General features: G+C 43.9%; 26 protein-coding genes, 1 rRNA gene and 1 pseudogene. 20 read left to right on the top strand and 8 right to left on the bottom strand.

Translation table 11 applies throughout. The annotated features are described in order from the left end of the window. A 23S ribosomal RNA gene (locus tag D3P07_RS09670) occupies positions 1-164 on the top strand; the annotation flags it as partial. Positions 165-507: 343 nt separating this feature from the next. Here D3P07_RS09670 and D3P07_RS09665 read toward each other — a convergent pair. Then, the gene (locus D3P07_RS09665) at positions 508-927 is read right to left on the bottom strand and encodes a DUF1259 domain-containing protein (protein ID WP_259391415.1); all 420 of its coding nucleotides are present in this window, start codon (positions 925-927) and stop codon (positions 508-510) included. A 15-nt stretch (positions 928-942) separates the two neighbouring features. Further along, entirely contained in the window at positions 943-1389 is a 447-nt protein-coding gene (locus D3P07_RS09660) for a DUF1259 domain-containing protein (RefSeq protein ID WP_259391414.1), read from the bottom strand. 419 nt (positions 1390-1808) lie between these two features. On the opposite strand from D3P07_RS09660, the gene D3P07_RS09655 reads away from it, so the two are divergent. Both D3P07_RS09655 and D3P07_RS09650 read left to right on the top strand, forming a co-directional pair. Further along, positions 1809-2258: a MarR family winged helix-turn-helix transcriptional regulator gene (locus tag D3P07_RS09655; RefSeq protein ID WP_119799954.1), complete on the top strand. Its 450-nt coding sequence runs from the start codon at positions 1809-1811 to the stop codon at positions 2256-2258. Between the two features lie 121 nt (positions 2259-2379). Further along, positions 2380-3795, top strand: a complete 1416-nt coding sequence (locus D3P07_RS09650) for an NAD(P)-binding domain-containing protein (RefSeq protein ID WP_119799953.1) — start codon at positions 2380-2382, stop codon at positions 3793-3795. 128 nt (positions 3796-3923) lie between these two features. Here D3P07_RS09650 and D3P07_RS09645 read toward each other — a convergent pair whose 3' ends face one another. Then, positions 3924-4538, bottom strand: coding sequence for a TetR/AcrR family transcriptional regulator (locus D3P07_RS09645; RefSeq protein ID WP_119799952.1), 615 nt, complete (start codon positions 4536-4538; stop codon positions 3924-3926). A gap of 191 nt (positions 4539-4729) precedes the next feature. Here D3P07_RS09645 and D3P07_RS09640 point away from each other — a divergent pair, with 191 nt between their 5' ends. Further along, the gene (locus D3P07_RS09640; protein ID WP_119799951.1) at positions 4730-5509 is read left to right on the top strand and encodes a nuclear transport factor 2 family protein; all 780 of its coding nucleotides are present in this window, start codon (positions 4730-4732) and stop codon (positions 5507-5509) included. 182 nt (positions 5510-5691) lie between these two features. On the opposite strand, the gene D3P07_RS09635 is transcribed toward D3P07_RS09640, so the two are convergent. Then, positions 5692-6987 carry an IS1380 family transposase gene (locus tag D3P07_RS09635; RefSeq protein WP_182914242.1) on the bottom strand — a complete coding sequence of 432 codons (1296 nt, stop codon included), beginning with the start codon at positions 6985-6987 and terminating at the stop codon, positions 5692-5694. A 400-nt stretch (positions 6988-7387) separates the two neighbouring features. Here D3P07_RS09635 and D3P07_RS09630 point away from each other — a divergent pair, with 400 nt between their 5' ends. The 3 genes from D3P07_RS09630 (at position 7388) to D3P07_RS09620 (ending at position 10588) form a co-directional block, all read left to right on the top strand. Further along, positions 7388-7822, top strand: coding sequence for a DUF5412 family protein (locus D3P07_RS09630; protein ID WP_119799950.1), 435 nt, complete (start codon positions 7388-7390; stop codon positions 7820-7822). Between the two features lie 264 nt (positions 7823-8086). Continuing rightward, entirely contained in the window at positions 8087-8995 is a 909-nt protein-coding gene (locus D3P07_RS09625; RefSeq protein WP_119799949.1) for a polymorphic toxin type 44 domain-containing protein, read from the top strand. Between the two features lie 372 nt (positions 8996-9367). Further along, complete coding sequence (locus tag D3P07_RS09620) at positions 9368-10588, top strand: IS256 family transposase (protein WP_119799948.1); 1221 nt, start codon at positions 9368-9370, stop codon at positions 10586-10588. Positions 10589-11015: 427 nt separating this feature from the next. On the opposite strand, the gene D3P07_RS09615 is transcribed toward D3P07_RS09620, so the two are convergent. Then, positions 11016-11318 carry a hypothetical protein gene (locus D3P07_RS09615; RefSeq protein ID WP_259391412.1) on the bottom strand — a complete coding sequence of 101 codons (303 nt, stop codon included), beginning with the start codon at positions 11316-11318 and terminating at the stop codon, positions 11016-11018. Between the two features lie 199 nt (positions 11319-11517). Then, complete coding sequence (locus D3P07_RS09610) at positions 11518-12813, bottom strand: IS1380 family transposase (protein ID WP_182914242.1); 1296 nt, start codon at positions 12811-12813, stop codon at positions 11518-11520. Positions 12814-13285: 472 nt separating this feature from the next. Here D3P07_RS09610 and D3P07_RS09605 point away from each other — a divergent pair, with 472 nt between their 5' ends. The 4 genes from D3P07_RS09605 (at position 13286) to D3P07_RS09590 (ending at position 18085) form a co-directional block, all read left to right on the top strand. Further along, positions 13286-14617, top strand: coding sequence for a transposase (locus D3P07_RS09605; protein WP_182914241.1), 1332 nt, complete (start codon positions 13286-13288; stop codon positions 14615-14617). Positions 14618-14728: 111 nt separating this feature from the next. Then, complete coding sequence (locus D3P07_RS09600) at positions 14729-15460, top strand: DUF2268 domain-containing putative Zn-dependent protease (RefSeq protein WP_119799945.1); 732 nt, start codon at positions 14729-14731, stop codon at positions 15458-15460. A gap of 339 nt (positions 15461-15799) precedes the next feature. Further along, complete coding sequence (locus D3P07_RS09595) at positions 15800-16624, top strand: acyltransferase domain-containing protein (RefSeq protein WP_147384500.1); 825 nt, start codon at positions 15800-15802, stop codon at positions 16622-16624. A gap of 66 nt (positions 16625-16690) precedes the next feature. After that, entirely contained in the window at positions 16691-18085 is a 1395-nt protein-coding gene (locus D3P07_RS09590) for a right-handed parallel beta-helix repeat-containing protein (RefSeq protein ID WP_259391411.1), read from the top strand. Positions 18086-18244: 159 nt separating this feature from the next. Here the strand turns inward: D3P07_RS09590 and D3P07_RS09585 are convergent, their stop codons facing one another. Continuing rightward, positions 18245-18793: a TetR/AcrR family transcriptional regulator gene (locus D3P07_RS09585; protein ID WP_119799943.1), complete on the bottom strand. Its 549-nt coding sequence runs from the start codon at positions 18791-18793 to the stop codon at positions 18245-18247. 181 nt (positions 18794-18974) lie between these two features. Between D3P07_RS09585 and D3P07_RS09580 the strand changes: the two genes are divergently transcribed. From D3P07_RS09580 to D3P07_RS09570, 3 genes are read left to right on the top strand one after another with little or no spacing between them, the layout of a single operon-like run. After that, positions 18975-20015, top strand: a complete 1041-nt coding sequence (locus D3P07_RS09580; protein WP_119799942.1) for an NAD(P)-dependent alcohol dehydrogenase — start codon at positions 18975-18977, stop codon at positions 20013-20015. Between the two features lie 2 nt (positions 20016-20017). Beyond that, positions 20018-21223, top strand: a complete 1206-nt coding sequence (locus D3P07_RS09575; RefSeq protein WP_119799941.1) for a multidrug effflux MFS transporter — start codon at positions 20018-20020, stop codon at positions 21221-21223. A gap of 16 nt (positions 21224-21239) precedes the next feature. After that, positions 21240-21638, top strand: a complete 399-nt coding sequence (locus D3P07_RS09570; RefSeq protein ID WP_119799940.1) for a (R)-mandelonitrile lyase — start codon at positions 21240-21242, stop codon at positions 21636-21638. 172 nt (positions 21639-21810) lie between these two features. Here D3P07_RS09570 and D3P07_RS09565 read toward each other — a convergent pair whose 3' ends face one another. Then, positions 21811-22272 (bottom strand): VOC family protein, encoded by a 462-nt coding sequence (locus tag D3P07_RS09565; protein ID WP_119799939.1) that lies wholly within the window; start codon positions 22270-22272, stop codon positions 21811-21813. A 138-nt stretch (positions 22273-22410) separates the two neighbouring features. Between D3P07_RS09565 and D3P07_RS09560 the strand changes: the two genes are divergently transcribed. From D3P07_RS09560 to D3P07_RS27460, 6 genes and pseudogenes are all read left to right on the top strand, one after another. Further along, entirely contained in the window at positions 22411-23322 is a 912-nt protein-coding gene (locus tag D3P07_RS09560; RefSeq protein ID WP_119799938.1) for a helix-turn-helix transcriptional regulator, read from the top strand. A gap of 161 nt (positions 23323-23483) precedes the next feature. Further along, entirely contained in the window at positions 23484-23912 is a 429-nt protein-coding gene (locus D3P07_RS09555; RefSeq protein WP_119799937.1) for a MarR family winged helix-turn-helix transcriptional regulator, read from the top strand. An 80-nt stretch (positions 23913-23992) separates the two neighbouring features. Further along, the gene (locus D3P07_RS09550; RefSeq protein WP_119799936.1) at positions 23993-25033 is read left to right on the top strand and encodes an NADH:flavin oxidoreductase; all 1041 of its coding nucleotides are present in this window, start codon (positions 23993-23995) and stop codon (positions 25031-25033) included. 268 nt (positions 25034-25301) lie between these two features. Beyond that, a complete protein-coding gene (locus D3P07_RS26945; RefSeq protein WP_182914240.1) occupies positions 25302-25475 on the top strand; it encodes a hypothetical protein in 174 nt (57 codons plus the stop codon). Between the two features lie 163 nt (positions 25476-25638). Beyond that, entirely contained in the window at positions 25639-26127 is a 489-nt protein-coding gene (locus D3P07_RS09545; RefSeq protein ID WP_119799935.1) for an NUDIX hydrolase, read from the top strand. Positions 26128-26154: 27 nt separating this feature from the next. Then, a pseudogene (locus D3P07_RS27460) lies at positions 26155-26265 on the top strand (chromosome condensation regulator); the annotation flags it as partial. Positions 26266-26419 lie beyond the last annotated feature (154 nt).

Here is a 26419-nt window from a genome sequence, read left to right as displayed (position 1 = left end):
TACGGACGGGATAAGCGCTGAAAGCATCTAAGCGTGAAGCCCCCCTCAAGATGAGATTTCCCAATTAGTAAGACCCCTTGAAGACGACGAGGTTGATAGGTTCGGGGTGGAAGCACAGCAATGTGTGGAGCTGACGAATACTAATCGGTCGAGGGCTTATCCTACTGCTTAGGATGATTCAACAGTTACTTTCGTATCCAGTTTTCAAGGTGCAAAAGCACATTTAACCACCTATAGGTGGTTTTTATTTTGTCTAAAATGAATTGTCATTTTCAAAGTTTAATACGGTGGAAGTACGAGTGCAGATTTCAGATACGGATTGTTCTTCAGGAGTTCCCAATAACTTGGGATGAACTCTTGCAGACGTATAACATGCAGATGCTTTCTTAATAATTGATTGTCATCACATAATCATCTCTACAAAGCCCGCCAACCATGAGGTTAGCGGGCTTCACTTTTTTGATCAAAAGCTGCAACAATTTTTATAGGAAACATGGAATGTGGTGTTTATTTTCCTCTAACAACTCTGGTTGTCAGGACGCTTAATGCATCCTTCGTTTTCCTTGCAAAAGCAACCGGATTATCGATGGATTCCCAGTGCATAAACATCAGCCGCGGGCTGTCAAACAACCAGTGATTGTGAATCGCAGTTACCTTAATTCCATGTCTGCGAAGTCTGCTTGTAAACCGGTTGATTTCCGATTGCAGAATGACCGTTTCACCACTGCAAAGTGCACGACCATCTTTTGTCATAGATTCAAAACTAAACATTTGAGGAACCAGCAAAAAAGAATTGCCACGTCTGCCAAGAACGACAGGTTTGATATTCGTTCGTGATTTCATTACGGTGCATACGCCATTTTGTGAGGTATGCATGCCTCCTAGAATCCTTCCAAATTGTCTACACGTATTTTCGAATGAGCTCACTAGTTGTAATCCTCCCTATTTTGTCGATACTTTCCCTCGGATAATCCGTGACGTAAGTACACGATTGGCAAAGCGTACCTTTCTCGCAAAATCAAGTGGTTTATCGATAGCTTCATAGTGGATATACATGAGACGGGGGGAGTCAAATAGCCAGTGATTATGAGTTGCTGTGACCTTGATGCCTTGTTTCCGAAGACGCGAAATAAATGGGTTTAATTCAAATTGCAGGATCACCGTTTCCCCCAAGCACAAAGCCTTCCCCTGACTGTCGACATTCTCAAAAGAATAGGCTTGAGGGACAAACATAAATGATTCTGCTCTTCTGCCTAACACCCGTGGTTTGATGTTCGTTCGGGACCGTGTTGCGGTGCATACACCATTAATAACAGACGGCGTTGCATTTAAAATCTTTGCGAATCTTCGACATAATTCTGTAGGCTGCTTATGCATAGCCAATTTCATCACCTCAACCTCATACTATGAACTTCCAATAGAAGAATATTGTACGATTAACTAAAGCCATTAAGTTTATTTAAAAGCTTTGAAGGGATACGATGATTCAGAATCCGGAATGAGATCAGAGGCTAACGAAGACTAAAAAGGCTGACGACTTCATCCTAAGTATTTGTGATAAAACGGATCGATTGCCCAAATCCATCCACATTGTCAACAGATGAATCTAAGCGGGAAAAAAATTATAGCCTTTGTTCAGCTTCATGCTTGGAATAATAGGGCTAGAGTATGCTTGGTTCAGGTTTACGAGCATTCTTCATGGGGAAGGTATAAACTGGTATACCCGCAAAACGATACTTTTGAAGATGAATATATTGCTTGCATTTTGCAAATGATTAATGTATAACTAAATACATGAGGTGAAGCCAATGGAAAATGTTCGAGGTCTCTTTCAAATCATGACACGCCGGTTTGGGTTTCTTAATAAAAACTGTTGTACAGCTGGCGGATTCGAGATTTCGCTGGTTCAAAGCCATATTCTTTATGAAATTGACAGACAAACCAAACCATCCATACAGCAAGTATCGGAGGCGCTAGGTACGGATGTAACCACTTTTAGCCGGCAGATTCAGGCACTTATAAAAATGAAATTAGTCAAAAAAGTTCCTGATTCCGAAGACAGGAGAGTACAAGTGCTTTCACTGACGACGGAAGGGAAGTACGTAGCCGCAACGATCGATCATCAAATGAACGAATACCTGGATGAAGTGTTCTCTCATATGAACGACTTTGAGAAAGAAACCGTTCTGCGGTCGATCAAGCTATTAAATGGAGCTATGGCCAAATCGAGCATGTGTTGTATCACCCCCATCGGGTGATATTCTTTTGAAAAATACTTGCAATTTGCAAATAATAACTAGAAGGGAGGTGAGAATACATTAACCAACTAGCTTGATGAATGCTGCATGAATCATATCTGAATAATTGGAGGTTATCCCTATGAGTCAATGTTGTTCAAGACCAGTTCCGGTTCAGCTTTCGAGGAAAGCTTCAACTCCTGTGTCAATAAATCATGATTTGCCAGTAGCCATAATCGGCGGGGGGCCGGTAGGCTTGGCCGCTGCTGCCCACCTAGTCACGAAGGGAGAGTCGTTTATTCTCTTTGAAGCCGCTGCGCATATAGCAGGAAATGTGGGCAATTGGGGGCATGTACGTGTATTTACTCCGTGGCCATTTATTGCGGATAAAGCGGCTAGGCAGTTGCTGGAAGCTTCAGAATGGAAATTGCCCAATGAAGAAGCATTCCCAACAGGCAAGGAGATAATCGACGAATATTTGGTTCCGCTGGCACAGCTTCCTGCGATTAAACCATTTGTCCATTATAATGCCAAAGTAGTGGCTGTGAGCCGCAAAGGTTTGAGCAAGGTGAAAACAGCCGGTCGCGATAAGCTGCCCTTTGTCCTGCATGTTCAACAGGAGAATCAAACGATCAGGTATGAAGCCAAGGCGGTCATAGACGCCTCCGGCACATGGTCGAATCCGAATCCTGCAGCTTCAGACGGGGTCTGGACAAGGGAGGAGCAGGCATTAAGCAGCCAGATTACGTACGGCATTCCGGATTTAGGCAAGGAACAGAAGCGATATGCAGCCAAGCATGTGCTTGTAGTCGGAAGCGGCCATTCCGCCATTCATGCGTTGCTGGACCTGGAACGTCTGCAGGAGCAGCAACCGCAAACAACGATAACTTGGATCATCCGAAAATCCAACGTACAAGAGGTTTTTGGTGGACAGGAACGAGACGCTCTTCGTGAGCGTGGTTTGCTCGGAATGCGGCTTCAGGAGTTGGTCGAATCGGGAAAGATCGCGGTATATACTTCTTTTCTAATTAATGGATTTGAGAAGGATGGAGCCAGGATTAATGTTCTGGGCAAAGTGAATGGCGAGACGGTGCGGATCAATGGATTGGATGAAATCATCAGCAATACGGGATCACGGCCGGATATCTCTTTCCTTAGAGAAGTCAGGATTGACATGGATACAGACATTGAGAGCGTAACTGCGCTCGCGCCATTAATTGATCCGAACATTCATAGCTGCGGAACCGTAAGACCTCATGGTGAAAAAGAACTGCGACAACCGGACCCGAACTTTTATGTTGCCGGATCAAAGAGTTACGGTCGTGCGCCTACTTTCTTAATGGCTACCGGCTATGAGCAGGTCAGGTCCATTGTTGCGGCCATTAGCGGGGATTGGGAAGCGGCTGCGAATGTAGAGCTGGATTTGCCAGAAACGGGCGTGTGCAGCGTCAATGGATCGGTTCTATACAGCAATAGCCTTTCAGAAACACAACAAGCAGAAAACCAAAGCAGCCAAACAACAGCATCAAGCACAAGCCATACTTCATGCTGTAACTAATAACTGTACCCGCTGGCCATTACGGTCAGGGGGCATAGTTATTTGGGTCAACATCGTAGAGTACAAGTCCAAGATAGCTGACTGAAGGTCGATGGAACTGTGGGTGGTGCTTTGGGTTTTTCTTTTGTTTACTCCTTATTTCCAGGCTGATTCCCAACGTCCGCTTTCAAATGTCCGTAGGCGACGAGTTTGCTAAATTGGACTGAAACTTCTTCAGCAGGAAGAGGCTTATCGTTCCTAATCCACCATAGGACAATCCCCATGAAAGACGTCACGAGGTATTCGAGCAGCAATTCTTTGGATATTGCAGAATTCCCCTGCGGAGGGTTCCACCCCTCATTTAACTTATCTTTAATCATACTCTCCATTTTAATGTGGAACTGATAAATTCTGTTCTCATCAATCAGCATCGCGTGGTAAAAGGTCATATTCTGAGAGATATGGTCCAGCACGGTGTACATAACGGATTCAACTGCAGCTATGCTATACGGATTCATGCCGATGGGACAAAGAATGACGGCATCCTTTAAATCGCTTAACAATTCATGGATACATGTATCCAATAAGTCGGGTTTGCTTTGATAGTGCAGATAAAAGGTGTTTCGATTAATGATCGCCCGATCTGCAATATCCTGAATGGTGATCGCTTCGTATCCTTTCTCCTGAATCAGGTCATAAAACGCCTTGCGAATGGACTGTTTGGTGCGCACGATTCTAAGATCAATTTTCTTGTTTTGGGTCATTCTTTGGTTCTCCCTACATTTATTTATGGTCGTTAAGCGACAAAGCTTGATGAAATGACTGTTATCCTTCATAACACAGATTTTTGAATATTGAGCGTGATATTCAGCTCTATTATAATGAGCGAGAGATAAATAAACAACATGTGCACATTATTTATCTAATGACTATAAACGTTTAGGAGGATTATTCCATGACCATCCATCATCAGAATGAGCTTGTGCGCAAGGCAATCGCCGTGCTGGAAAGCTTAGAGAGCGGCAATCCAGAAGCGATTGCGAAATACGTTCATCCGGATCGATATATTCAGCACAATCAGGCTTTGCCCGACGGTAGGGACGCGCTGCTTGGCGCATTGGATCATTTGCAAGAGATCGGAACCAAGGTAAGCATTAAGCGTGCAGTAGTCGATGGAGACTATGTCGCCCTTCATTCTGTGTATCATTTCTTTGGTCCTAAAATTGGCATTGATATTTTCCGTTTTGAGAATGGGCTTATCGTCGAACACTGGGACAACCTTCAGGAGATGGTAGAGAAGACACCAAGCCATCATACGATGATTGACGGGCCGGTAACGATCAAGGAAATAGATAAGACAGATGAGAACAAAGCATTGGTTACGAGCTATGTGGAGAATATTTTGCTGGGGAAAAACCCAGATCTGCTAAACTCGTACTTTAATGGCGATCACTACATTCAGCATAGTCCGCATATCGCAGACGGTCTCTCCGGTCTTCATGCTGCCTTGCAATCGTTGAAAGAGAGGAATATCGAATTTCAGTATAATCGAATCCATCAGGTGATTGGGCAAGGCGATTTTGTGCTTACGGTAAGTGAAGGGACGTTCAATGGTCAGCATACCGCTTTCTACGATATTTTCCGTGTGGAGAATGGAAAGATTGATGAGCATTGGGATGTGATCGAGGCTATCTTGCCAGAAGTGAAGAGGAAAAATGCAAACAGCAGATTTTAAAGTTGAATCAGTTGAACCTGAATTACGAAAGCCTATAAAATCAAGCTTTGGATACAGGACGATCAGGGAATGAGTTCCAATTGTGGGTGTAGAATTTAGGGAGGTTCAGTTTGTTGGTTACAAATCCCCCTCCCCACACGAAGAGGCAACGGTATTTCCAAGACTAATTATGGGATTATCGATTATTCCAGAAAAATACTTTTCCGTTCCATTTGCAGCCACGCCCATCGGTTTTGGAACGATTCGGCCAGTTTTAAAGTGAATCTGCGAGCGCTTCGAACCAGTACGCCGGCACAGAGAATGAATTCCCGCCGAAAGCGCTGGATTGTAAAGGAACGATGAATGGGATCACAACATTGGAGTTTCAATCGCTCGAACAGATTGTAGGCCAGCAACTTGAGTAATAGATCGATCTCATTAGCGGCAAAGGATTGGGTCGGGATCCGGTGGATGGAAAATCCGTTCTTTCCTTCTTTGATGTAGTTCTTCATGCAGCAGCGTTGGTTGTAGAAGCGCCATACATCAATAGCCTCCCAGCTTTCAGTGGTGACCATGGCTTCGTACTGCCAGAATAAGTCGAGTTCGAGCTGTGGATGATCGTCATGGCAACGCATCATTTTGCGAATGACAGCTACGCGTCTTGTTTTGTTCCAGGTAGTGGCTTGGTAATTCACGACGATGCCTTCAATGATCCAATCCTCGTCGACGAAGCGCGTCCAGTGCTCGCACTTTCTTACATGTTCAGTAAGGCGATTCGTCCATTTCAGCTTGCCGACCGATGGATTTCGCTTCCTAGAACGCATAGAACTCTTCGCCGCTAAAGCCTTTGTCAATCGGACGTGGCTAACTTTTCGTTCGCCTAATAGTTGTAGCGTCTCTTCGGCAAACGGCAGGACATCTGTAGAACTGCCGGTATTGCCCGATCGCAGCATGGCATTGACGAGTAGGCGCGATTTTCCTTCATAAACGAGCAAAGGATGATAACTTTTACGTCCTCGTTTATGACTGTTGACACCAACAGCGGCGCCTTGTTGATGGCCATAAACGGTTTCTACGGATGAATCCAAATCGAGAATCGAGCATTCAGGCAGGGCCGGTGCGATGATGTCGAGATTGAGTGCTCGCAACTTCGGTATGAAGGACTCCTGCGACTTGCCGAAGCGAAGCAACTCTTTATTCAATAGCGTATGATGGGGCAGACGACCGCCAAGGGCATGCCGGATGAGGGAATCTTGCCTCAGAGATTTAAAATGATAGAGGCGTTCGCACCCGAGCAACCAGCCAATGACGAGATACTGGAGGATGCGATGGGTAGGAAATAACGCGTTGGCTGCTTTGGAAAGACCGAGGGTCTGAAAAGCTTGGCTCAAGCCGATGGTTTCGAGAAAGGCTAGCACCACCTTGCTGCCTGCAAAATTTGTTGCATTTCTCATAGAAAATTCCGTTTTCAAGTTCGAGATTTTTGTGATAGACTTCACTTTAAGGGTGCTCCTCTCTTTGGGTGATGTTGTTCCGACAAACACCATTCTACCAAAGATAGGGGCACTTTTTATATAGCGTTACTTTCGTAATTCAGGTTAAAGGTGAACATCCCTCTGCACCTACGCAAACCAACATTATAAGTCAAAAATCGACAACTGCAAACAAGCAGTTAGACCCATACCAGCAATAATCATTTAGAAGTAATATATATAACAGTAGGCTGAAAAGGGAAATTCTATGAGAATATTTAAAGAAATGCTATAATTCAAATTAGAGTTGAAATATTATTTTTAACGCAGGACATAATGACGAATGATCTTCGCATTTAATAGGGGGGTTCCTGTTGTATTTCGATTGAATAATTGTTTATTTATTCTTTTGAAAGGAGATGAAAGATTGAAAAAATATATAATTATTATTGTTGTTGGAATATTAGCTGTCTTTTCTTATTTAACCTATACAAATCTTACTTATGAATTCAACTATGACAGTGGGGTAAAGGATGAAGAATTAATATCACCTTCAGGAAACTACACCGCACAAGTATATTACCATTATTATGGAGGTGCTGCTGGAGGTGTAAATGTGTATGTAAATGTGATTTTTCATTTGGAAGACGATATTGAGAGGACAGTATATTACAGTGATGCAAAAACATTTTTTCATATAAAATGGTTAGATGATGATAAGCTATCAATTGCAAACATAGGCGGTGGGGATAGAAGTATTGTACTAACTGTCGGTAAAGACATCTATGATGAAACTGGAAAGGCATGCAGAAAATACGTGATTAATAAGAAGTATTCTTGTTATAGTAAAAATTCAGTTTAGTTTACTTTGACTATATGGACCAGATAGTTATATTTGTACAAGTTCTGTGAGCACTAATATGGTATTCCTCCATTTGCTAATATTTATGTGGATTTATAAGGATCTTTCTGTTAACCTTGTTCATTATCAAATATCGATAGGATAGATATTACTAATTACTAGTTCAATCTAGGTTGAATAACTAATCCATACATTTGACATATTACGTAAATTGGGTATAATGTAAAATTGTAGTGACAATATGAAGTTACAAGGAGGTTTTTTTTGAAAAGGATCGTATTAATCTTGCTAGTCATCTCACTAATGTTGTCAATTTCGCCTGTTACTAGTGCGAGCAATCTAATCGAGGAAGTAGATTTAGTAAAAGAAGCAGCGATAATAAGTGATTTGACTGATGAACATAAGCACGAGAATGAACTACTCAAAAGGATTCACACTGAAGTAGTTAATCGAAATGGTCTTTCGCTAAATGAGAATGGACAAATGGAAATTAATGTAACTGCAGAAGATGTATCTTTAGACAAAGAAATATTCGATAAATACCTATTGAAAATTGAAAGATCAAACTATCTTGTTAGTGTAGGAGGAGTCTACTTTGACAATAACTTTGAGTTGGTATTCTTACCTCTTGAGGAAGCAGTGAATGATATATATACAAAAGACATGGAGAAACAGAAATTAAACAATATATTGAATGAGGATGTACAACGTGAATCATCATTAAGAGAGGAGATATTTGCAAAAAACCTGATTCCTCTTAATATACCACCTGATTTATTTGCATATCAAATAGTAAAGGCAAATAAGCAAGAAATTCAAGATTATTACCTAGTAGCTTTGTACATTGAAGGAAATAGACCTCAGGCATTACTGGCAACAACAGCATTATGGATATCAAGAATCACGAATCAAGGTATTTGGGATTATAAAGTACAGCCGGGATATACGCCCCACGATAAAAAATGGATGGCATATACAAGATCCTCACAATATCCTTCCACTAGAACCTCTGAATGGTTTGGAAATTATAATTATGGATTTACTGGTAGATTTCTATTTTCATTAAGTATTTTATATGCAGGTGGTGATGGAGCTGGAATCATGTGGGGCAATGGGTTCGATAGTGTAGAAGATAAAGCAGCTATAAAAATGGGGTATGATGAATCATATTAAAATTAATTTAACGTTTCTTAATAAGTATTTTTAAGTCAAAAGGCCATGGTTCATAGTTTTGAACTATGGTTTTTTGTGTACTTAGCAGCGCAATTGACTAAGGAGTGAGAGTCTCCAATGCACCAAGAGTGAAAGTACGGACGCGTATTGCATTGTCCGTGAGGATAAGTGTAAAGAATGCGAAGGCAAACCGGAACAGACGACATGTTAGGTTAGCCAAGTAGGATAATCTTGCAGAAAAAGTAAAAGCCCCATGCCACTAATGTCTTCAGGAGTTAGGAGAACAAGGCCGTGAAGGCCGAGTCTGTAAAATACTTTGTGTAAACTCCAAAACCTATTAAAATGGAATAAGAAGAAAGGTTGGGAGAACACATGGGATTTTGGACGAAACAGCAGCTACGTGCTTTCATCAAGGAGAATAACTTGGTTACGGCTAAGGACGCTCAGGACGCGCTTAAAGAGCCTTTCGCTGAGACGATCCAAGAGATGCTCGAGGCGGAAATGGATACACATCTGGGCTACGAGAAGCACGATGTAAAGGTCAAGTCAACGCCGAACAGCCGCAATGGCAAGAGCAAGAAAACGGTAGTGAGCGAGTACGGCGAGCAAGAGATCACCGTGCCACGCGACCGTCTGAGCGAGTTTGAGCCGATTGTTGTGAAGAAGCATCAGTCAAACGTGACCGGCATTGAAGACCAAATTATTGCTCTCTATGCAAAGGGTGTAAGCACACGTGAAATCCAGGATCACTTGCAGAATATGTACGGCATCGAGGTCTCTCCTACGCTAATCTCGAACGTTACGAACAAGATCGTGCCGATGATCAAAGAATGGCAGAATCGGCCGCTGCAGAGCGTGTATGCGGTTGTTTTTCTCGACGCCATTCACTTCAAAGTGAAGCAAGACGGCGCCATTGTAAATAAGGCGGCGTACATGGTCATTGGCATCGATCTGGATGGTAATAAGGATGTACTGGGCATGTGGATTGGCGAGAATGAATCTGCCAAGTTCTGGCTCGGTGTCTTAAACGAACTTAAAAACCGCGGCGTACAGGACATTCTCATCACATGCGTGGACAACCTGACGGGCTTCTCGCAAGCCAATACCGCTTGCTATCCCGAGACGGAGATTCAAAAGTGCATCATTCACCAGATCCGCAATTCTACGCGCTATGTCTCGTACAAAGACCTGAAGAAGGTTACCGCTGATTTGAAGCCGATCTACAAAGCTGCGACAGAGGAGGCAGCGCTCGTAGAGCTGGACCGCTTTGAGGAAGAGTGGGGCAAAAAGTATCCGCTAATCGTCCGCTCCTGGCGTAACAACTGGGAGGAGTTGGCCATATTCTTCAAATATCCGCCGGAGATCCGCAAGCTCATCTACACAACAAACATCATTGAAAGCTACCATCGTCAACTGCGCAAGGTGACGAAAGGTAAGAGTATCTTCCCAAGTGATGAAGCCTTGCTCAAAATGCTGTATTTATCCACAATGGATGTTGTACGGAAATGGACAGGACGCGTTCAAAACTGGGGACAAATGTTACTACAACTGTCCGTTTTCTTCCCCGATCGTGTTGGTCAGCACCTGAGGTAGGGGGCGGAGTCCCCCTCCATCGCAACACCCTCTAAATTCGTTTACACAAAATTCTTGACAGACCCTGAAGGCCAAGGCTTTGATAAATCCATTCATTTCATTGAAGCTTCGATGAGGGATAATCTCGATCTGCAAGAGAACAATTATTGTACTTGGTAGGACTTAAACCTAGAGAAGACTATGTCAAAATTTATAGAAGTCAAAAGAGTGGCCTTTCATTTTCTGTTAGGAGCATCTCATCCAAAGTGCAGTCGAGTATAGTATTAATCAATTGTCCTACAGACGTTCATTATAGGAGGACTCTCAGAGTTATGAAGTTTGGCATTGCAAAGGAAACATGAGAGATTTATTATGACAAGAAAGCCTGCTCAAAAAAAGCGGGCTTCTTCATATTGGAATCTCGCCAAGCTCGAAGAATTATCTGTTTTTACATCAAAATTGTTGATAAATGCTCAAGAGCTATCGAGGGTATCCGCTTTTCTTCCGAAATATTCTCGTAAAGAAGCTGCTCTTTACTCGCCTCATACATTTGCTTGCGCAAAGCGGCAATCCGGCCTTTACTGGAATCAATAAATCGAAAGTCTACCTGCCGCAGATCATTCATTTCGGTTAAGCCGGCCAAGGCTTCCGCCTTTATTCCCTTATGGATCTCTCTTAGTTCGGTATTGAAGATCAAATAGTAGCGCTGTACGCAAAGGAGACAGCATGAATCGAAAATTATTGTCACCATGCCCCTGATCCAAGTGAGACAGAAAAACCTAAACCTGAATTACGAAAGCCTATAAAATCAAGCTTTGGATACAGGACGATCAGGGAATGAGTTCCAATTGTGGGTGTAGAATTTAGGGAGGTTCAGTTTGTTGGTTACAAATCCCCCTCCCCACACGAAGAGGCAACGGTATTTCCAAGACTAATTATGGGATTATCGATTATTCCAGAAAAATACTTTTCCGTTCCATTTGCAGCCACGCCCATCGGTTTTGGAACGATTCGGCCAGTTTTAAAGTGAATCTGCGAGCGCTTCGAACCAGTACGCCGGCACAGAGAATGAATTCCCGCCGAAAGCGCTGGATTGTAAAGGAACGATGAATGGGATCACAACATTGGAGTTTCAATCGCTCGAACAGATTGTAGGCCAGCAACTTGAGTAATAGATCGATCTCATTAGCGGCAAAGGATTGGGTCGGGATCCGGTGGATGGAAAATCCGTTCTTTCCTTCTTTGATGTAGTTCTTCATGCAGCAGCGTTGGTTGTAGAAGCGCCATACATCAATAGCCTCCCAGCTTTCAGTGGTGACCATGGCTTCGTACTGCCAGAATAAGTCGAGTTCGAGCTGTGGATGATCGTCATGGCAACGCATCATTTTGCGAATGACAGCTACGCGTCTTGTTTTGTTCCAGGTAGTGGCTTGGTAATTCACGACGATGCCTTCAATGATCCAATCCTCGTCGACGAAGCGCGTCCAGTGCTCGCACTTTCTTACATGTTCAGTAAGGCGATTCGTCCATTTCAGCTTGCCGACCGATGGATTTCGCTTCCTAGAACGCATAGAACTCTTCGCCGCTAAAGCCTTTGTCAATCGGACGTGGCTAACTTTTCGTTCGCCTAATAGTTGTAGCGTCTCTTCGGCAAACGGCAGGACATCTGTAGAACTGCCGGTATTGCCCGATCGCAGCATGGCATTGACGAGTAGGCGCGATTTTCCTTCATAAACGAGCAAAGGATGATAACTTTTACGTCCTCGTTTATGACTGTTGACACCAACAGCGGCGCCTTGTTGATGGCCATAAACGGTTTCTACGGATGAATCCAAATCGAGAATCGAGCATTCAGGCAGGGCCGGTGCGATGATGTCGAGATTGAGTGCTCGCAACTTCGGTATGAAGGACTCCTGCGACTTGCCGAAGCGAAGCAACTCTTTATTCAATAGCGTATGATGGGGCAGACGACCGCCAAGGGCATGCCGGATGAGGGAATCTTGCCTCAGAGATTTAAAATGATAGAGGCGTTCGCACCCGAGCAACCAGCCAATGACGAGATACTGGAGGATGCGATGGGTAGGAAATAACGCGTTGGCTGCTTTGGAAAGACCGAGGGTCTGAAAAGCTTGGCTCAAGCCGATGGTTTCGAGAAAGGCTAGCACCACCTTGCTGCCTGCAAAATTTGTTGCATTTCTCATAGAAAATTCCGTTTTCAAGTTCGAGATTTTTGTGATAGACTTCACTTTAAGGGTGCTCCTCTCTTTGGGTGATGTTGTTCCGACAAACACCATTCTACCAAAGATAGGGGCACTTTTTATATAGCGTTACTTTCGTAATTCAGGTTGAAAGGTATGAAAGACATTCCCGAATAACGGTGATGTCTTTTTTACTCATGACTTATGCAGTTCATTCCAAGTGATGGAAATCGATTAATAGTCATAGAAATGTAAGCTAAAAACCGGAAAACCCCTTGACTTTCGGAAATCACCACAATAATCGCGGAGAATACCTTTTCTAACGGGTATACCTTTCGAGATAATAGGAGATTTTGGTGAAACAAACCCTTGAAGATCCACGGTTTCGTAAGCTTTCTCAAGGCGAATGCGCAGGAGCGCCGATTTTGAGATCGCTTGGGAAAAGTTCGACTTTTCATTGCTCTTGACACAATCCGGGATATTCAAACGTAGCGGAGCTCCGTCATGGATGCTTTGCTTTATGTACATCATTGGATTAATCTCTGGATGCTCTTCGGTTGTACAAATGAGCGAACTAGCTAGCAAAGATGCTCTACTAAAACTCATGTTTAAACCTTACAAACTCGCACAATACACGATTAGCCGATTCTTCACAGTTCCACATGCCTGGCGGACGTTTGGGAAAAAGCGTGTTGCAAGGCTTCAAGAAGAACGGGAAACCGCGCTTCAGGAAGGCGATGTTATTAATCTCGACGATACACACAGCGCCCATCCCTATGCGAAGAAATTACCGTTTCTTTGTTGGCTCAAGGACTCTTCATCCAAGACATACAGCTGGTGCATGAACCTCGTTGTCCTGCAGGCGGTGCTCCAAAATGGACTTGAATATCCGTTGTTTTACAGTGTCTGGCGCAAAGTTTCTGACGATCAGGCTGGTTTAACCAAGTTTGATCTAGCCAGACAAATGTTGCTCATGCTGCGTGAGTCGGTCACTTGTCGTCTCTGGGTAGCGATGGACCGATGGTATTTATGCAAAGACTTTTTCGTTTTCTTACAAGAGCATTCCTTTGACTGGGTAACCAAAGCCAAACGCAATACCGCACTGTACCGAAAGATTACGGTCCCCGGACGTCGTGACCGGTATGTGCCTGTTACAGCACGACAACTTATTCAGGAAGGATACAAGCGTTTATCTGCATCGGGCAACGGTCTGTCTGCCATAGCTGTGTCTGATATCTATATGAAAATGCCTTATCTTGCCGAAGGACGGAAAGGACAGCCCGTAACGAAACAACGATTCGTTCCAATCGCTGCCGTTGTCGCCATGCGCCTTAAAGAAGACGAGGAAATGGTTGAAGAAAGGGAAGACGCCCAAGATGAGCCGGCAACCTACAGAGGGGCGTATTTGATCATTAGCAACCGTCATGATGTGCCAAAGCAGGCGTTTGAAGTATACGGGAAGCGCTGGCGAATTGAAGTGTTTTTCCGCGCAGCCAAGCAAGAACTTGGCTTTGAAAAGTGCCATTCTACAACCGAAGCGCATCAGCACGCACATATGGAGTTACTTTTTGCTGCGGAAACGTTACTTGCCTATGCTTTATGGCAAGTAAACAAAGAAAAAACGAGCGATGAGAGCCACACCCACGGCGAAATGGTTCGCGGTCTCTTCCACACTCGTTGCCAGGTTCGCACAAGAAACCACAAGGGGTTAAAGCGAATCTACATCGATTTTGACATAGAGGCAAGCCGTTTTGCAAGCCTTATTTCCGCATACTGGCCTAAGATTCTCTCCATGACCATGTGGCCGGTTTATTCAAGCTTAGATTCTCACAATTATCGGTTAATCTCATGAACTGCATAAGTCATGTTTTACTGTTACTCAAGCAGGATTAATCCCTTATTTGTCGAAATAATCCATTAGAGAAATCATAGATTTACAATAAAATAAGAAATGTAGATCAAGATGAAGCGATTACACATCCTACTGATTATGCTCACATTATTTCTGTTGACTAGCTGTACAAACTACAATTCGAATAAGATTTTAGAAGATTTAAATGTTCCTAAGCCAATTGCGGTTGAATTTACTCATCAAGATCGAAAATTTGAAATTAACCCCCTTTATAAAGAAGTACTTCATTATACGGCTTCCATCAAGGAAGATCCTTCTCTGGACACTAAGGAGGAGCATAACAATAAAGTGCTCGCCCCTTTCTATAATATGACAAAGAAGAGGAACTTGGTCGTGTTCAAAGACTATGATTCTTTTTTTACGCCGACTCTTCTCGAGCAACAATTGGAAGACAACACGATAGAATTGCTTAACAATCAGGAAAAAATAAATTCTATCATTGAGGAAGCGATTATAACCTCTATAAAACTGCTTAAAGGGGGCAATAAAACAATCTTTATTATGCCCCTTAACCCGGATAAAACAACTCATCTTCGAGAGATGGGTGGTGTAACAGGTGTTGCACTTAGTAGGGACGTCATTTTATTGCATATTGATCCTACATTTTCAGAAGAGTTTCTTAAATATACAGTGGCACATGAATATAATCATACTGTCGCCTTGGAAAGTCTCAGCGTGCGTGACGATACATTATTAAATTCCGTCATTATTGAGGGAAAAGCGGATGCTTTCGCCTCATTGGTTTACCCGAATCAGACTGTTCCATTATGCAAAGTTACTTAAAAAATAATCCTGAAGTAACAGTTAATAAATGGACTCGATTTAAAGCGGAAGATATTGTTAGGGGCAGTGACTATCAAGATTTATTGTGAAATCCATATTTAACGATGTTAACTATTGTAAAGAGCGTGGTCCTATGTGGATTGCGCTCTTTTTATTGGAGCTTAGCTAATAGGTCGAGGATATTAATTATTAAACCCTATTAAATTTTACTTTGCGCTTAGTTAGATTTTAGGTTGACGGCAACTTATTCTAATGAGACTATTTGTCTCAAGCAGTTATGTTATGCAGTTGAAACACATTACTGAATCTAGCAACTAGATCTGTTCAATGAGGAGAGTGATGATTTCAATGGATATCAAGGCGTTTTGCCATGGCATCGAGTTAGGGGAGGCAGCTAGCCGGATTGTTGTTGATTATCGTATGAAAGAGAGTGAATACACGGAGTTAAAACGACAATTTCTAAGTGATCGCCATGCGTTCTTCCAGCACATCAAAGGTGTTGCGGGATACAGGCAAATGCTGCTTTACCTATTCGTGAGATTTGCCATGGACGCTTATGAGGAGTACCAGGTTCGAGAAATCGCCAATAACGTTTATTTCGATACGTTTTCGGATATCCGGATTTGGAGCGAGGTTTGTTACCGGATTTATGGCGAGTATGGCATTGAGGAGTACAACTGGCTGCAAGAGCATGTTCAGCTCAGGCTGTTTCGACTAGGCAGACTGCAGTTTCAGCCTATCGCAATTGAAGGCGACCTAAAGGCAGGGGACCTGACAGTGGAGAAGAATCAGCTCGTGCTGAATGTCCACATTCCGGAAGGGGAAGCGTTAACTCCGCATGAGGTGGTTCATTCCTTCTCGTTAGCCCGGGCATTCTTCAGAGGCATACCGCCCGTTTTTGTGTGCCAAACTTGGCTGCTGTACCCCGGTCTTGAACAAATTCTGAAGGCCGATTCGAACATTCTACAGTTTCAGCGGCTGTTCCATATTTATGAAGTCGATGAATCATCGAAGGAAGCCGAGCAGCGAATCTTCAATAGAGTCGCTGCAGATCCAGCCGAATATGGAGAGGAAACGAGCTTGCGGCGTGCAGCGAAAGCGTATTTGCAAGCTGGCGGCAGGCTGGGCAGGGGCAGCGGCCTATATGCGCTGGGAGAGCTCTAGGATTTAATGGAGAGTGTAATGTCTCACCAACTAACGTAAGTTTTGAGTTTAGAGGATGTGGATATCATGAGCAAAAAAATGAAATTGATTATGTTTTGGGCTAGCTGCCTCATTCTGTTGTCGGTTTGTATCACATACTTCATGACTAGGATATATCCTAGTAACGTCATGGATTCTGTATCAGAATTGGAAGCGATAAATGAAGCGTCGGCACGGGATTATTATGTCTCGCCGCAAGGAAATGATACCAATCCGGGAACGATGAATGCACCGCTCGCCAGCATCCAGAAAGCCATTGAATTCGTGCAGCCAGGGCGTTCCGTCATTCTCCTTGAAGGCGTATATCACCAGACCGTAAGCATCGAAAAATCAGGATCGCCAGAGCAGGGCTACATCACTTTACGCAATGCAGAGGGACAAACCCCAATATTGGACGGCAAAGGCGTACAGCAAACCCAGGATGGTGCCATCAGCATTGACAATGCGAGCTATGTACGGGTAGCAGGCCTGGAGATACGCCATTACAATACAAGCTCCGCTGATGTCACACCTATCGGGATTCATGTAAGCGGCAGCGGCGGAAATATTGAACTTATAGGCAATCGCATTCACGATATGGGAACCACTGCAGGTCAGAAGGCAGGCGGCGGCAATGCACATGGCATTGCTGTTTACGGTAACTCGGAAGTTCCGCTAAACCAGATTGCGATTATCCAAAATGAGCTGTACAACCTGAAGCTGGGCGCCAGTGAAGCGATGGCGATTAATGGGAATGTAGACGGCTTTCGTGTTATGCAGAACATCGTGCACGATAACAACAACATCGGTGTCGATATCATTGGGTTTGAAGGTACGGCACCGGATAATGCCCGTGATCAGGCAAGAAACGGTGTGATTCAAGGAAATCATGTATACCATAATTCCTCTTATGGCAATCCCGCCTATGGCAACGAGTATTCAGCTGCTGGCATCTATGTGGACGGTGGCAAAGCGATCAAGATCATCGACAATGACATACACGACAATGATTTTGGGATTGAACTCGCCAGCGAGCATGCCGGAGGTGCAACTTCGCATGTAGAGGTGTCTCTTAACCGCATTTATAATAATAGTGCGTCAGGCATTACGCTGGGCGGTTATGATGAAGATCGCGGAAGGACGGAAGATTGTATCATTATTGAAAATACACTTTCGGAAAACAATTCCAAGCGACTTGGTTATGGTGAAATCAATCTGGCCTTCGACACAAGGAACAATGAATTAAGCAACAACGATATTCATGCGAATGAGGATGGACTAATGATCACAAACGAGTTCACTCAAAACGAAGGCAATAAGGTTGACTTTAATCATTATAGCACCCAAGCTCAGGCGTATTGGATATGGAAAGGCGAAGAATTCGATGAGTTCTGGGCCTATCAGTCACAGACAGGCAATGATAGGCATTCCGACTTGAGCTGAGCGGATAGGGTGCATGTCACAGACAGGAGTAGGGTATGAAAGCCAAAGCTGCATTTCAAAAACTCACCCGTACAAACAGGGACAACTTATCGAGTTGTCCCTTGTTTATTGCGATCATCTGGACCTTTGAGTTTGCTTTTCGACTGTGCTGCGGGAGCATTATAAACTTCGCTCCAGCAAGGTCCCGATTTGCTTGGCCATCACTCGTGGGGGATAGGGCATTCCCGATCGAATCCACCATTCAATGACACCTACATAAGCGGTGCCGGAATATTGCAGGATGACATCATCATTCAAATCGGTATTTCTTTCGCTGTCTCTGTCGATCTCGCCTTTAAAGCCTTTCATAAAGGAAGCAAGGAGCCGGGTTCTGAACGATGAAGGAACGCCCGTGCTTGCCAGCATCGCTGAAAAAAACAAATAGTTTTTTTCGAAATATTCAAAGTAAGGGACAAGCGCATCGGTCCATTCCATCTCGCATGCCCATTTATCCATCGCTCCTAATTCATTAAGATGGGTTTCGATGAGTTGGTCCAATAGATCAAATTTGTCCTGATAGTGAAGATATATGGTCCCGCGGTTTACGTTGGCCCGGTCTGCAATATCTTGAATGGTGATGTGATCGAAACTTTTTTCGGCCATAAGTTCGATAACGGCATTTTTCAAAGACTCTCGTGTTTTAAGGATTCTCCGATCCAATTTAGCCAATGTGCCACCAATCTTTCTAAAATAATAAACAATTTCGGCGCATGTGTTGAGATATCAACAGAACGCGCTTTTTTAACCATTGAATGTTTGGACTTGATTCCATAATAATAGACATATGTCGATTAATCAAATCTAGTTGATTAGTTTCCACGTAATTTTTAGGGAAAAGGAGATCCTGCATATGTGCAAAACATACGTTTTAAGCGTTCCAACTGCGAAAGCGCCGTTTGAAAAAACGACGATTGAAAGAAGACCACTGCGGTCTCATGATGTCTTGATCGATATTAAGTTTAGCGGCATTTGCCATTCCGATATTCACAGTGCTCACGGGGATTGGGCGGGAGGAATTTTCCCTATGGTGCCTGGTCATGAGATTACCGGGATTGTAACGGAAGTAGGGGAGAAGGTAATGAACTTTGCTGTAGGCGACCGGGTTGGCGTAGGTTGCTATGTGGATTCTTGCGGAGTGTGCGAGTACTGCCTCCGTGGAGAAGAGCAGTATTGTACCAAAGGGCATGTAGCTACCTATAACTCTTTGGATTACGACGGCAATCCCACTTATGGCGGTTACAGCCAAATGATTGTGGTTACCGAAAGATTCGTTGTGCATATCCCGGATGGCTTGGAGCTGGATGCAGCCAGCCCGCTTCTATGCGCGGGTATTACGACATATTCTCCGCTCAAGCGCTGGAATGCCGGTCCAGGGAAGCGGGTAGCCATTCTGGGAATGGGCGGTCTTGGTCATGTTGCGATACAGTTTGCGCATGAGATGGGCGCCGAAGTTACCGTATTAAGCCGGGCCAAGGATAAGGAAAAAGAAGCGCTGTCCTTTGGTGCGAATGAATACTATTCAACCCTGGATCCAGAAACGTTTGAAACGCTCGCTGGCCGGTTTGACCTAATTCTGAACACGGTATCCGCTACGATTGACGTCGATTCGTATTTATCGCTGCTTCGCGTAGATGGTACGCTGGTTAATGTAGGCGCGCCGGCTGAGCCAAGTCAATACCAAGTGTTCTCGCTAATCATGAGTCGCCGCAGCATTGCAGGCTCCTTGGTTGGCGGACTTTCTGAGACGCAAGAAATGCTGCATTTTGCAGCTCAACATGGGATTGCTCCTCAAATTGAGGTCATTCATGCGGATCAAGTGGATGATGCTTACGAGCGGATCCTGCGAAGCGACGTGCGGTATCGGTTTGTTATCGATATTTCCACATTGTAAAGATGAACAATAAAATCAAAAATCTTTCGCTTCAACTGGCTTTGATCCTGGCTGCATTTTCCGCGCTTGGACCGTTTACAGTCGATATGTACCTTGCGTCGCTGCCGCAAATTATGGATTCTTTCGATACGAATGCATCCTTGATTCAAGCCAGTCTAACCGCTAGCCTGTTAGGATTAGGCTTGGGTCAGTTAGTCATGGGACCGTTAAGCGATAGCTATGGCAGACGCAAACCATTGCTGATCGCCATGATTTTTTACATCGTTTCATCGATTGGTTGTGCTTTTGCTCCCAATATTGAATCCTTTATATTTTTGCGTTTCATCCAAGGGGCCGCCGCGTCGGCCGGACTTGTCATATCCCGAGCGATTGCTCGAGATAGATATAGCGGAGTCGAGCTTACGAAGTTTATCTCACTGCTTACTTTGATCAGCAATGCTGCACCCTTAATCTCTCCGAACGCAGGGAGTGCTGTCACATCATTTAGCACCTGGGTTAGCGTATTTGTTGCTCTGGGAGTGTTTGGAATTGTATTAACAGGAGTCACAGTATGGGGCTTGAAGGAGAGCTTGCCTGTACAGCATCGCGTCCCTAGCAGCTTCATGACACTGATGAGCAATTACAAGCGATTGGTTTGTGATCGGATGTTCATGGGATATGCTTTAGTTAATGGTATTTTATTCGCTGGGGTATTTGCATTTGTTGCTGGAACGCCGTTTATTTATCAAAATATATTCGGGGTATCTCCGCAACAATTTTCGCTCCTGTTTGCACTGAACGGCTTGGCTATTATGATTGGTTCGCAGGTCGTTAAACGAGCGGCAGGCAAGTTGAAGGGACACAGTCTATTGCGAATGGGATTAACGTTATCTTTTATTTCAACGGCTGCTCTCTTCATTGTAGTATTATTAAAAGGATCGTTATGGACCATATTTGGTTCTACCTTCTTATTCGCGGTATCCATTGGAATTGTGGGACCCGTTTCTGTTAGCTATGCGATGGAAGCGCATGGACAAATGGCAGGAAGCGCCTCTGCTATACTCGGCAGCTTGCATTATGCTTTAGGCGCAGTTACATCCCCGCTAGTAGGCATTGCGGGCGAGCATTCTGCCATTCCTTTTGGCATCGTTATTTTTTCAACCAGTGTTCTGGCCATCCTTTCTTATCTTGTCTTCATTAGGAGAGCAAAGCCTGAATACGAAACTTAATTGGAGGGATGAAACGATGGAAATTAAAAGAGCAGGATCACAACCTTCAGGTAAAGGGAATTCTGATTATTTTACCGGCACAGTTCGCGTTGATCCGCTGATTGAGACAGCAGAACCTGCACGCGTAGCTGCAGCGAGCGTTACATTTGAACCAGGGGCACGGACAGCATGGCATACTCACCCTCTGGGCCAGACCTTAATCGTAACCGCAGGAAAAGGACGAGTTCAACGCTGGGGAGGACAGATAGAGGATATCAGTCCAGGTGACGTAGTCTGGTTCCCGCCAGGCGAGAAGCATTGGCATGGTGCGTCGCCCGCTACAGCTATGACTCATATCGCCATACAGGAACGACTTAACGGTCAGGCGGTTGAGTGGCTGGAAAAAGTGAATGATGCTCAATACTCCCCTTCATAGAAGCATGAACATGTAACCAGATCGAGATAGCGATAAGCCGGGAACCATCCAAATGGCCTTGCAATTATTTGTTCATGAGAAAAAGTGGCGACGGTACCGATCCGTTGCCACTTTCTCTTATGTCATAGGAGCTGCAGCTCTCTTATCAAACCTTCGAGAAGCTGCATTACGGTTATTGATTTGCAACTAAACGATTAAGGAACGTATCAGCGTCACGATTAAACTTCCATGAAATACCGAATTTATCAACAAGCATTCCGAAGCAGGAAGACCAAGGCACTTCTGATAAAGGCATGATGACATAACCACCTTCAGCTAAATTAGAAAAGTAATTTTCCAAAGTCTGTTTATCATCAATAACGATACTAATCAATATATTATTGCCTTTAACCAATTCGCCCGTCACATTCTTCATCGAAGGCAGAATATCCGACATCATTATTTTCCCGCCTGCAAATTCCAACGATGACTCCATAATCATATTCAATTCATTTTCCGGCATAGGGTAGTTCGGATCTTGCGGCAAATCCCCAAATTTTACTTTTTTTACTTGACTAGCTTTCAGAGCTTCTGAATAAAATCCAATGACCTCCTCTGTATTTCCATCAAAATTCAAATATGCGATAACTGACATGTGAAAAACCTCCTTCTTGTAATACATGAAGTATAAGCTATAATAGGTGACAGCATGTTGTCACCTTTCAAAACCTTTTTTAAAAATATTTTTGTTATAGTAGGGGATTCTCAGAACGGTTTGAGCCGGGAGGGTACTATGGAGAAAATAGAAAGACTAATTTCTATCGTAATGATCTTGCTGCAAAAGAATATTGTTTCTACAACGGAGTTTTCGCAGTTATTCAAGGTGTCCAAAAGAACGATTCTGCGTGATATGGAGACCCTCAGCATGTCTAATATACCGATTTACTCCATAAATGGTGTTTACGGCGGCTACGGGATTATGGATGAATACAAGTTAGATAAAAGACTGTTAAGCAGCAATGACTTGGAAAATATCTTAACCGCACTGGGCGGAATGGGGCAAATTCTCTTCAGTGATGAAGTAGAGCTCACTCTTAAAAAGATTGAATCGATGGTAGACTCAGCATCATGGAGAGGTTCAATTCACCTGTCATTTTATGATTGGGATGGCCGTACGGAGATTGTTCAAATGTTAAAGACCTGTCAAGAAGCCACCGTGCGAGGAAGGTTGCTTACCTTTGATTATATGGATCAAGATGGAGTCGAGACAATTAGAAGGGTCGAGCCATACCAGCTTCATTTTAGTGAAATGAGTTGGTATTTAAAGGGGTTTTGTTTAAATCGAATGGGCTATCGAACTTTTAAATTGTCCAGAATGGAAAATCTGAATATCGATATCCAAACTTTTGTTCCCCGAGATTTTGTGACTGAGCAAAAAACGGAACAACAGTACCAACCGCAATTAATTCCAATCAAAGCATTGATCGCACATAGTATAAAGGATCACTTTATTGAACGATACGGCCATAAAAGGATTGATGCCTATAATTCTGACTATCTAATTGCAACAATAGATGTGCCGCAAAACCATTACGGCTTTCAGTTTTTGGCTGGTTTTGGAAAAAAACTGGTCATCTTAGAGCCAAAAGCCTATGTGGATGAGTTTCGAGCGTTTCTTAACGGCATACTCAAGAATTATGATTAACGAATCTCTATTGAATAAATGAGAGATAATATGAATCCGCAGGTACTGGGTTTTTGTACTTGTGATCGTCCTGGAACGCCATACATCACTGTTTTGACCATTCAAGGCAAGCTTGCTACAATGAGAACAGTATGAACAATTATTCATGGGGTGGTCTAGTCTTGCATAACAATACCGAACGTCTGGATCTATGGCTGTCTGTATCCCATTTCCATTCTAGCGTCAACGATAAGTTGGAACAGGCGCTGCTGGGGCAATATGATATCTCCTTAAAGGAATTTTACGTCCTTAAATTTATTTCCAGCTCACCGTGCAAAGAACTGCGCTTGCAGCAGCTGCAAGAGAAGGTGGGATTAAGTCAAAGCGCGACGTCGCGACTTGTGGATCGCATGGAAGCGCCTAGTGTTGGGGCGCTGGAACGGCATACTTGCACGCTTGACCGGCGTGGCATTTACACCCGTATTACAGCGTTAGGAGAACAAAAGTACCTACAGGCCCTTGCAACGGTTAATCAGGTACTGAATGATGAACTTCAACGCCATGGCATTTTGACTGAGCTGGATCATTTTGTTCGACAACTATTGAAATAAAGGTTACTTGACAGAATGCTTTTATTTCTGTAATTTTATATGCATGCGCATGCTTTTAAAAAAGATAATGGAGGGTAACCATGACTAATACACAAACATTGCAATCCCTGTTTCGTCCTTTTACGTTGGGCAAGCTATCCTTGTCTAACCGAACGGTAATGGCGCCAATGACGCGTCAAAAATCGCCAAACGGCGTACCTGGATCGGATGTCGCGGCTTATTACCGTCGCCGGGCAGAAAACGGAGTCGGACTAATCGTGACGGAGGGCACGGTCATTAACCATGCCGATTCGAGCAACCAGAAGGATGTCCCATATTTCTACGGGGAAGAAGCCTTGAACGGCTGGGCGAATGTCGTATCCGAAGTGCATGATGCAGGCGGCAAGATCGTTCCTCAAATCTGGCATATGGGCGCTCGCGGCAATGTCAATGAGTATACGGAAGAAGAAATTGCACATATCGTGCAGGAATTCGCAAATTCTGCAGCAGCAGCCAAGCGTCTGGGATTTGACGGCATTGAGTTGCATGGCGCTCATGGTTATTTAATCGATCAATTTTTCTGGGAGAAAACGAATCAAAGAACGGATCGCTACGGAGGCAGCTTCATCGCGCGTACAACCTTTGCCGCAGAAGTCGTGAAAGCTTGCCGCGAAGCCGTTGGCCCTGAATTCCCGATCATCCTGCGTATTTCGCAATGGAAGGGTATCGATTATTCGGCGAAGCTCGTAGGAACAGCGGAGGAATTAAAGCAATTTCTTGAACCGTTGGTGAACGCTGGTGTAGATATCTTCCATTGCTCGACGCGGCGCTTCTGGGAACCGGAATTCGAAGGTTCTGAGCTGAATTTCGCAGGCTGGGTGAAGCAATTGACCGGCAAACCGACCATTACAGTGGGTTCCATCGGCCTGGATGGGGACGTGTCGACCTTCTTCACGACAGGAAGCGGCTCGGGGAACGCTAGCTTGGATGGCTTGATTCCCAAATTGGAGAATCAGGAGTTCGATCTAGTCGCCATCGGACGGGCGCTGCTTGCGGATCCGGCTTGGGTCAGCAAGATTAGGGAAGGCCGGGTGGAGGAGCTTATTCCTTTCACGCCTCAATCCGTGCAGACGTTATATTGATTCGTTGGATTTCGCCCCAATGAGAGATCGGATGCACCTCTTAGAAGCTAATGCTTTTGAGGGGTGCTTTTTATTTATGGCAAAGTGACAAGGATAACGCGCAGGATCGTTAAAACGTTTCGTAAGTAATGTCACGTTATAAAAACACGAAAGCTGAAAAGTTAATTGGTGGTCTGTTCTATCCGTCAAACTAAGAAATCCAGGAATACATAACTCTATCCAGGAAGGCACAAACTAAGTCAACCCTTTATGGAAAGGAGGTATTGATTTGGCAAATAATAAAAACTACAATCATAACCAGCATGATCATACCGATAATAATGAGCAACGTCAGAATGAAGTGCATGGCGGCGAGTTTCGCAATGGGCGGCTTAGCCAAATTAAGAATAATAACCCTAATGGTGATGCAGTGCAAAATGAGTATTTAAGTGAAAAAGAATAATAACATAGACATCAATCCAACACGACAGCAGCTGACATGATAATCGGCTGCTGTTCTTTGTCCTCTTTGCCGCTATATATGTACGCGGGGATAAAGATTGAAAGGAATACATAGGTGAATGTGGAATAAGAATACAAGCTCACCTTGATAGGAGGGATGTCAAATGACGTTTCCGACACATATTGTTTCGGCAGGCGGTATTGTAGAAGATGGAATGGGAAATATCCTGTTAGTAAAAGCTCATGACGATGGCTGGGTGTACCCTGGCGGAATAACGGAAGTAGGAGAAAACCTGATAGACGGCGTGATTCGTGAAATCAAAGAGGAAAGCGGAATAGATGCGACTGTCAGCCATTTAATTAGCGTTGTTTCGAATTCAGCGATCCACAAGTGGTATGACGGTTTGACGGATGTTCCTACGAAGGTCATGTTTGATTTTGTGTGCAAGGCTGCGGGTGGAGAACTGGCTGCTTCTGATGAAACGAGCGAGTGCAAGTGGGTTCCAAAGGAAAAAGTTCTGGAGTTCATTACTTTACCCGGAATACGTTTGCGGTATGAAGCTTACTTGAACTTTAACGGCTCTGTGAATTATATAGAGTACGCTACTGAGACAAACACGGATTGCAAAGTCAAAGTTCAAAGGCTTGTTTAGCTGCGTGATGGGCAATACAAAAGTGAAAGCAATACCGTCGGGCTTAAACCGGACGGCACAGTGATAGCTGTGGGTGATAATAAATATGGCCAATGTAATGTAAGCAGCTGGCGCGATATTCAATTGCCTGGCAATTAGTTTGTGACTTCATTTTTATAGAAATTCCCGTTGTTCAAGCTGTAAAGTCAATCATCCGCCTCTAATAAATTCATGTGAAATGTCTATTCCGTTTGTTTTGGTGCGGCAATACGCATACTACGATGAGTAATTGCTCCAATACCAATAGCGAAAG

Origin of the sequence: Paenibacillus sp. 1011MAR3C5 (assembly GCF_003591485.1) — a bacterium.
GTDB lineage: Bacteria > Bacillota > Bacilli > Paenibacillales > Paenibacillaceae > Pristimantibacillus.
The sequence above is the reverse complement of the archived record's forward strand: the minus strand, read 5'-3'. Positions and strand labels throughout refer to the sequence as shown.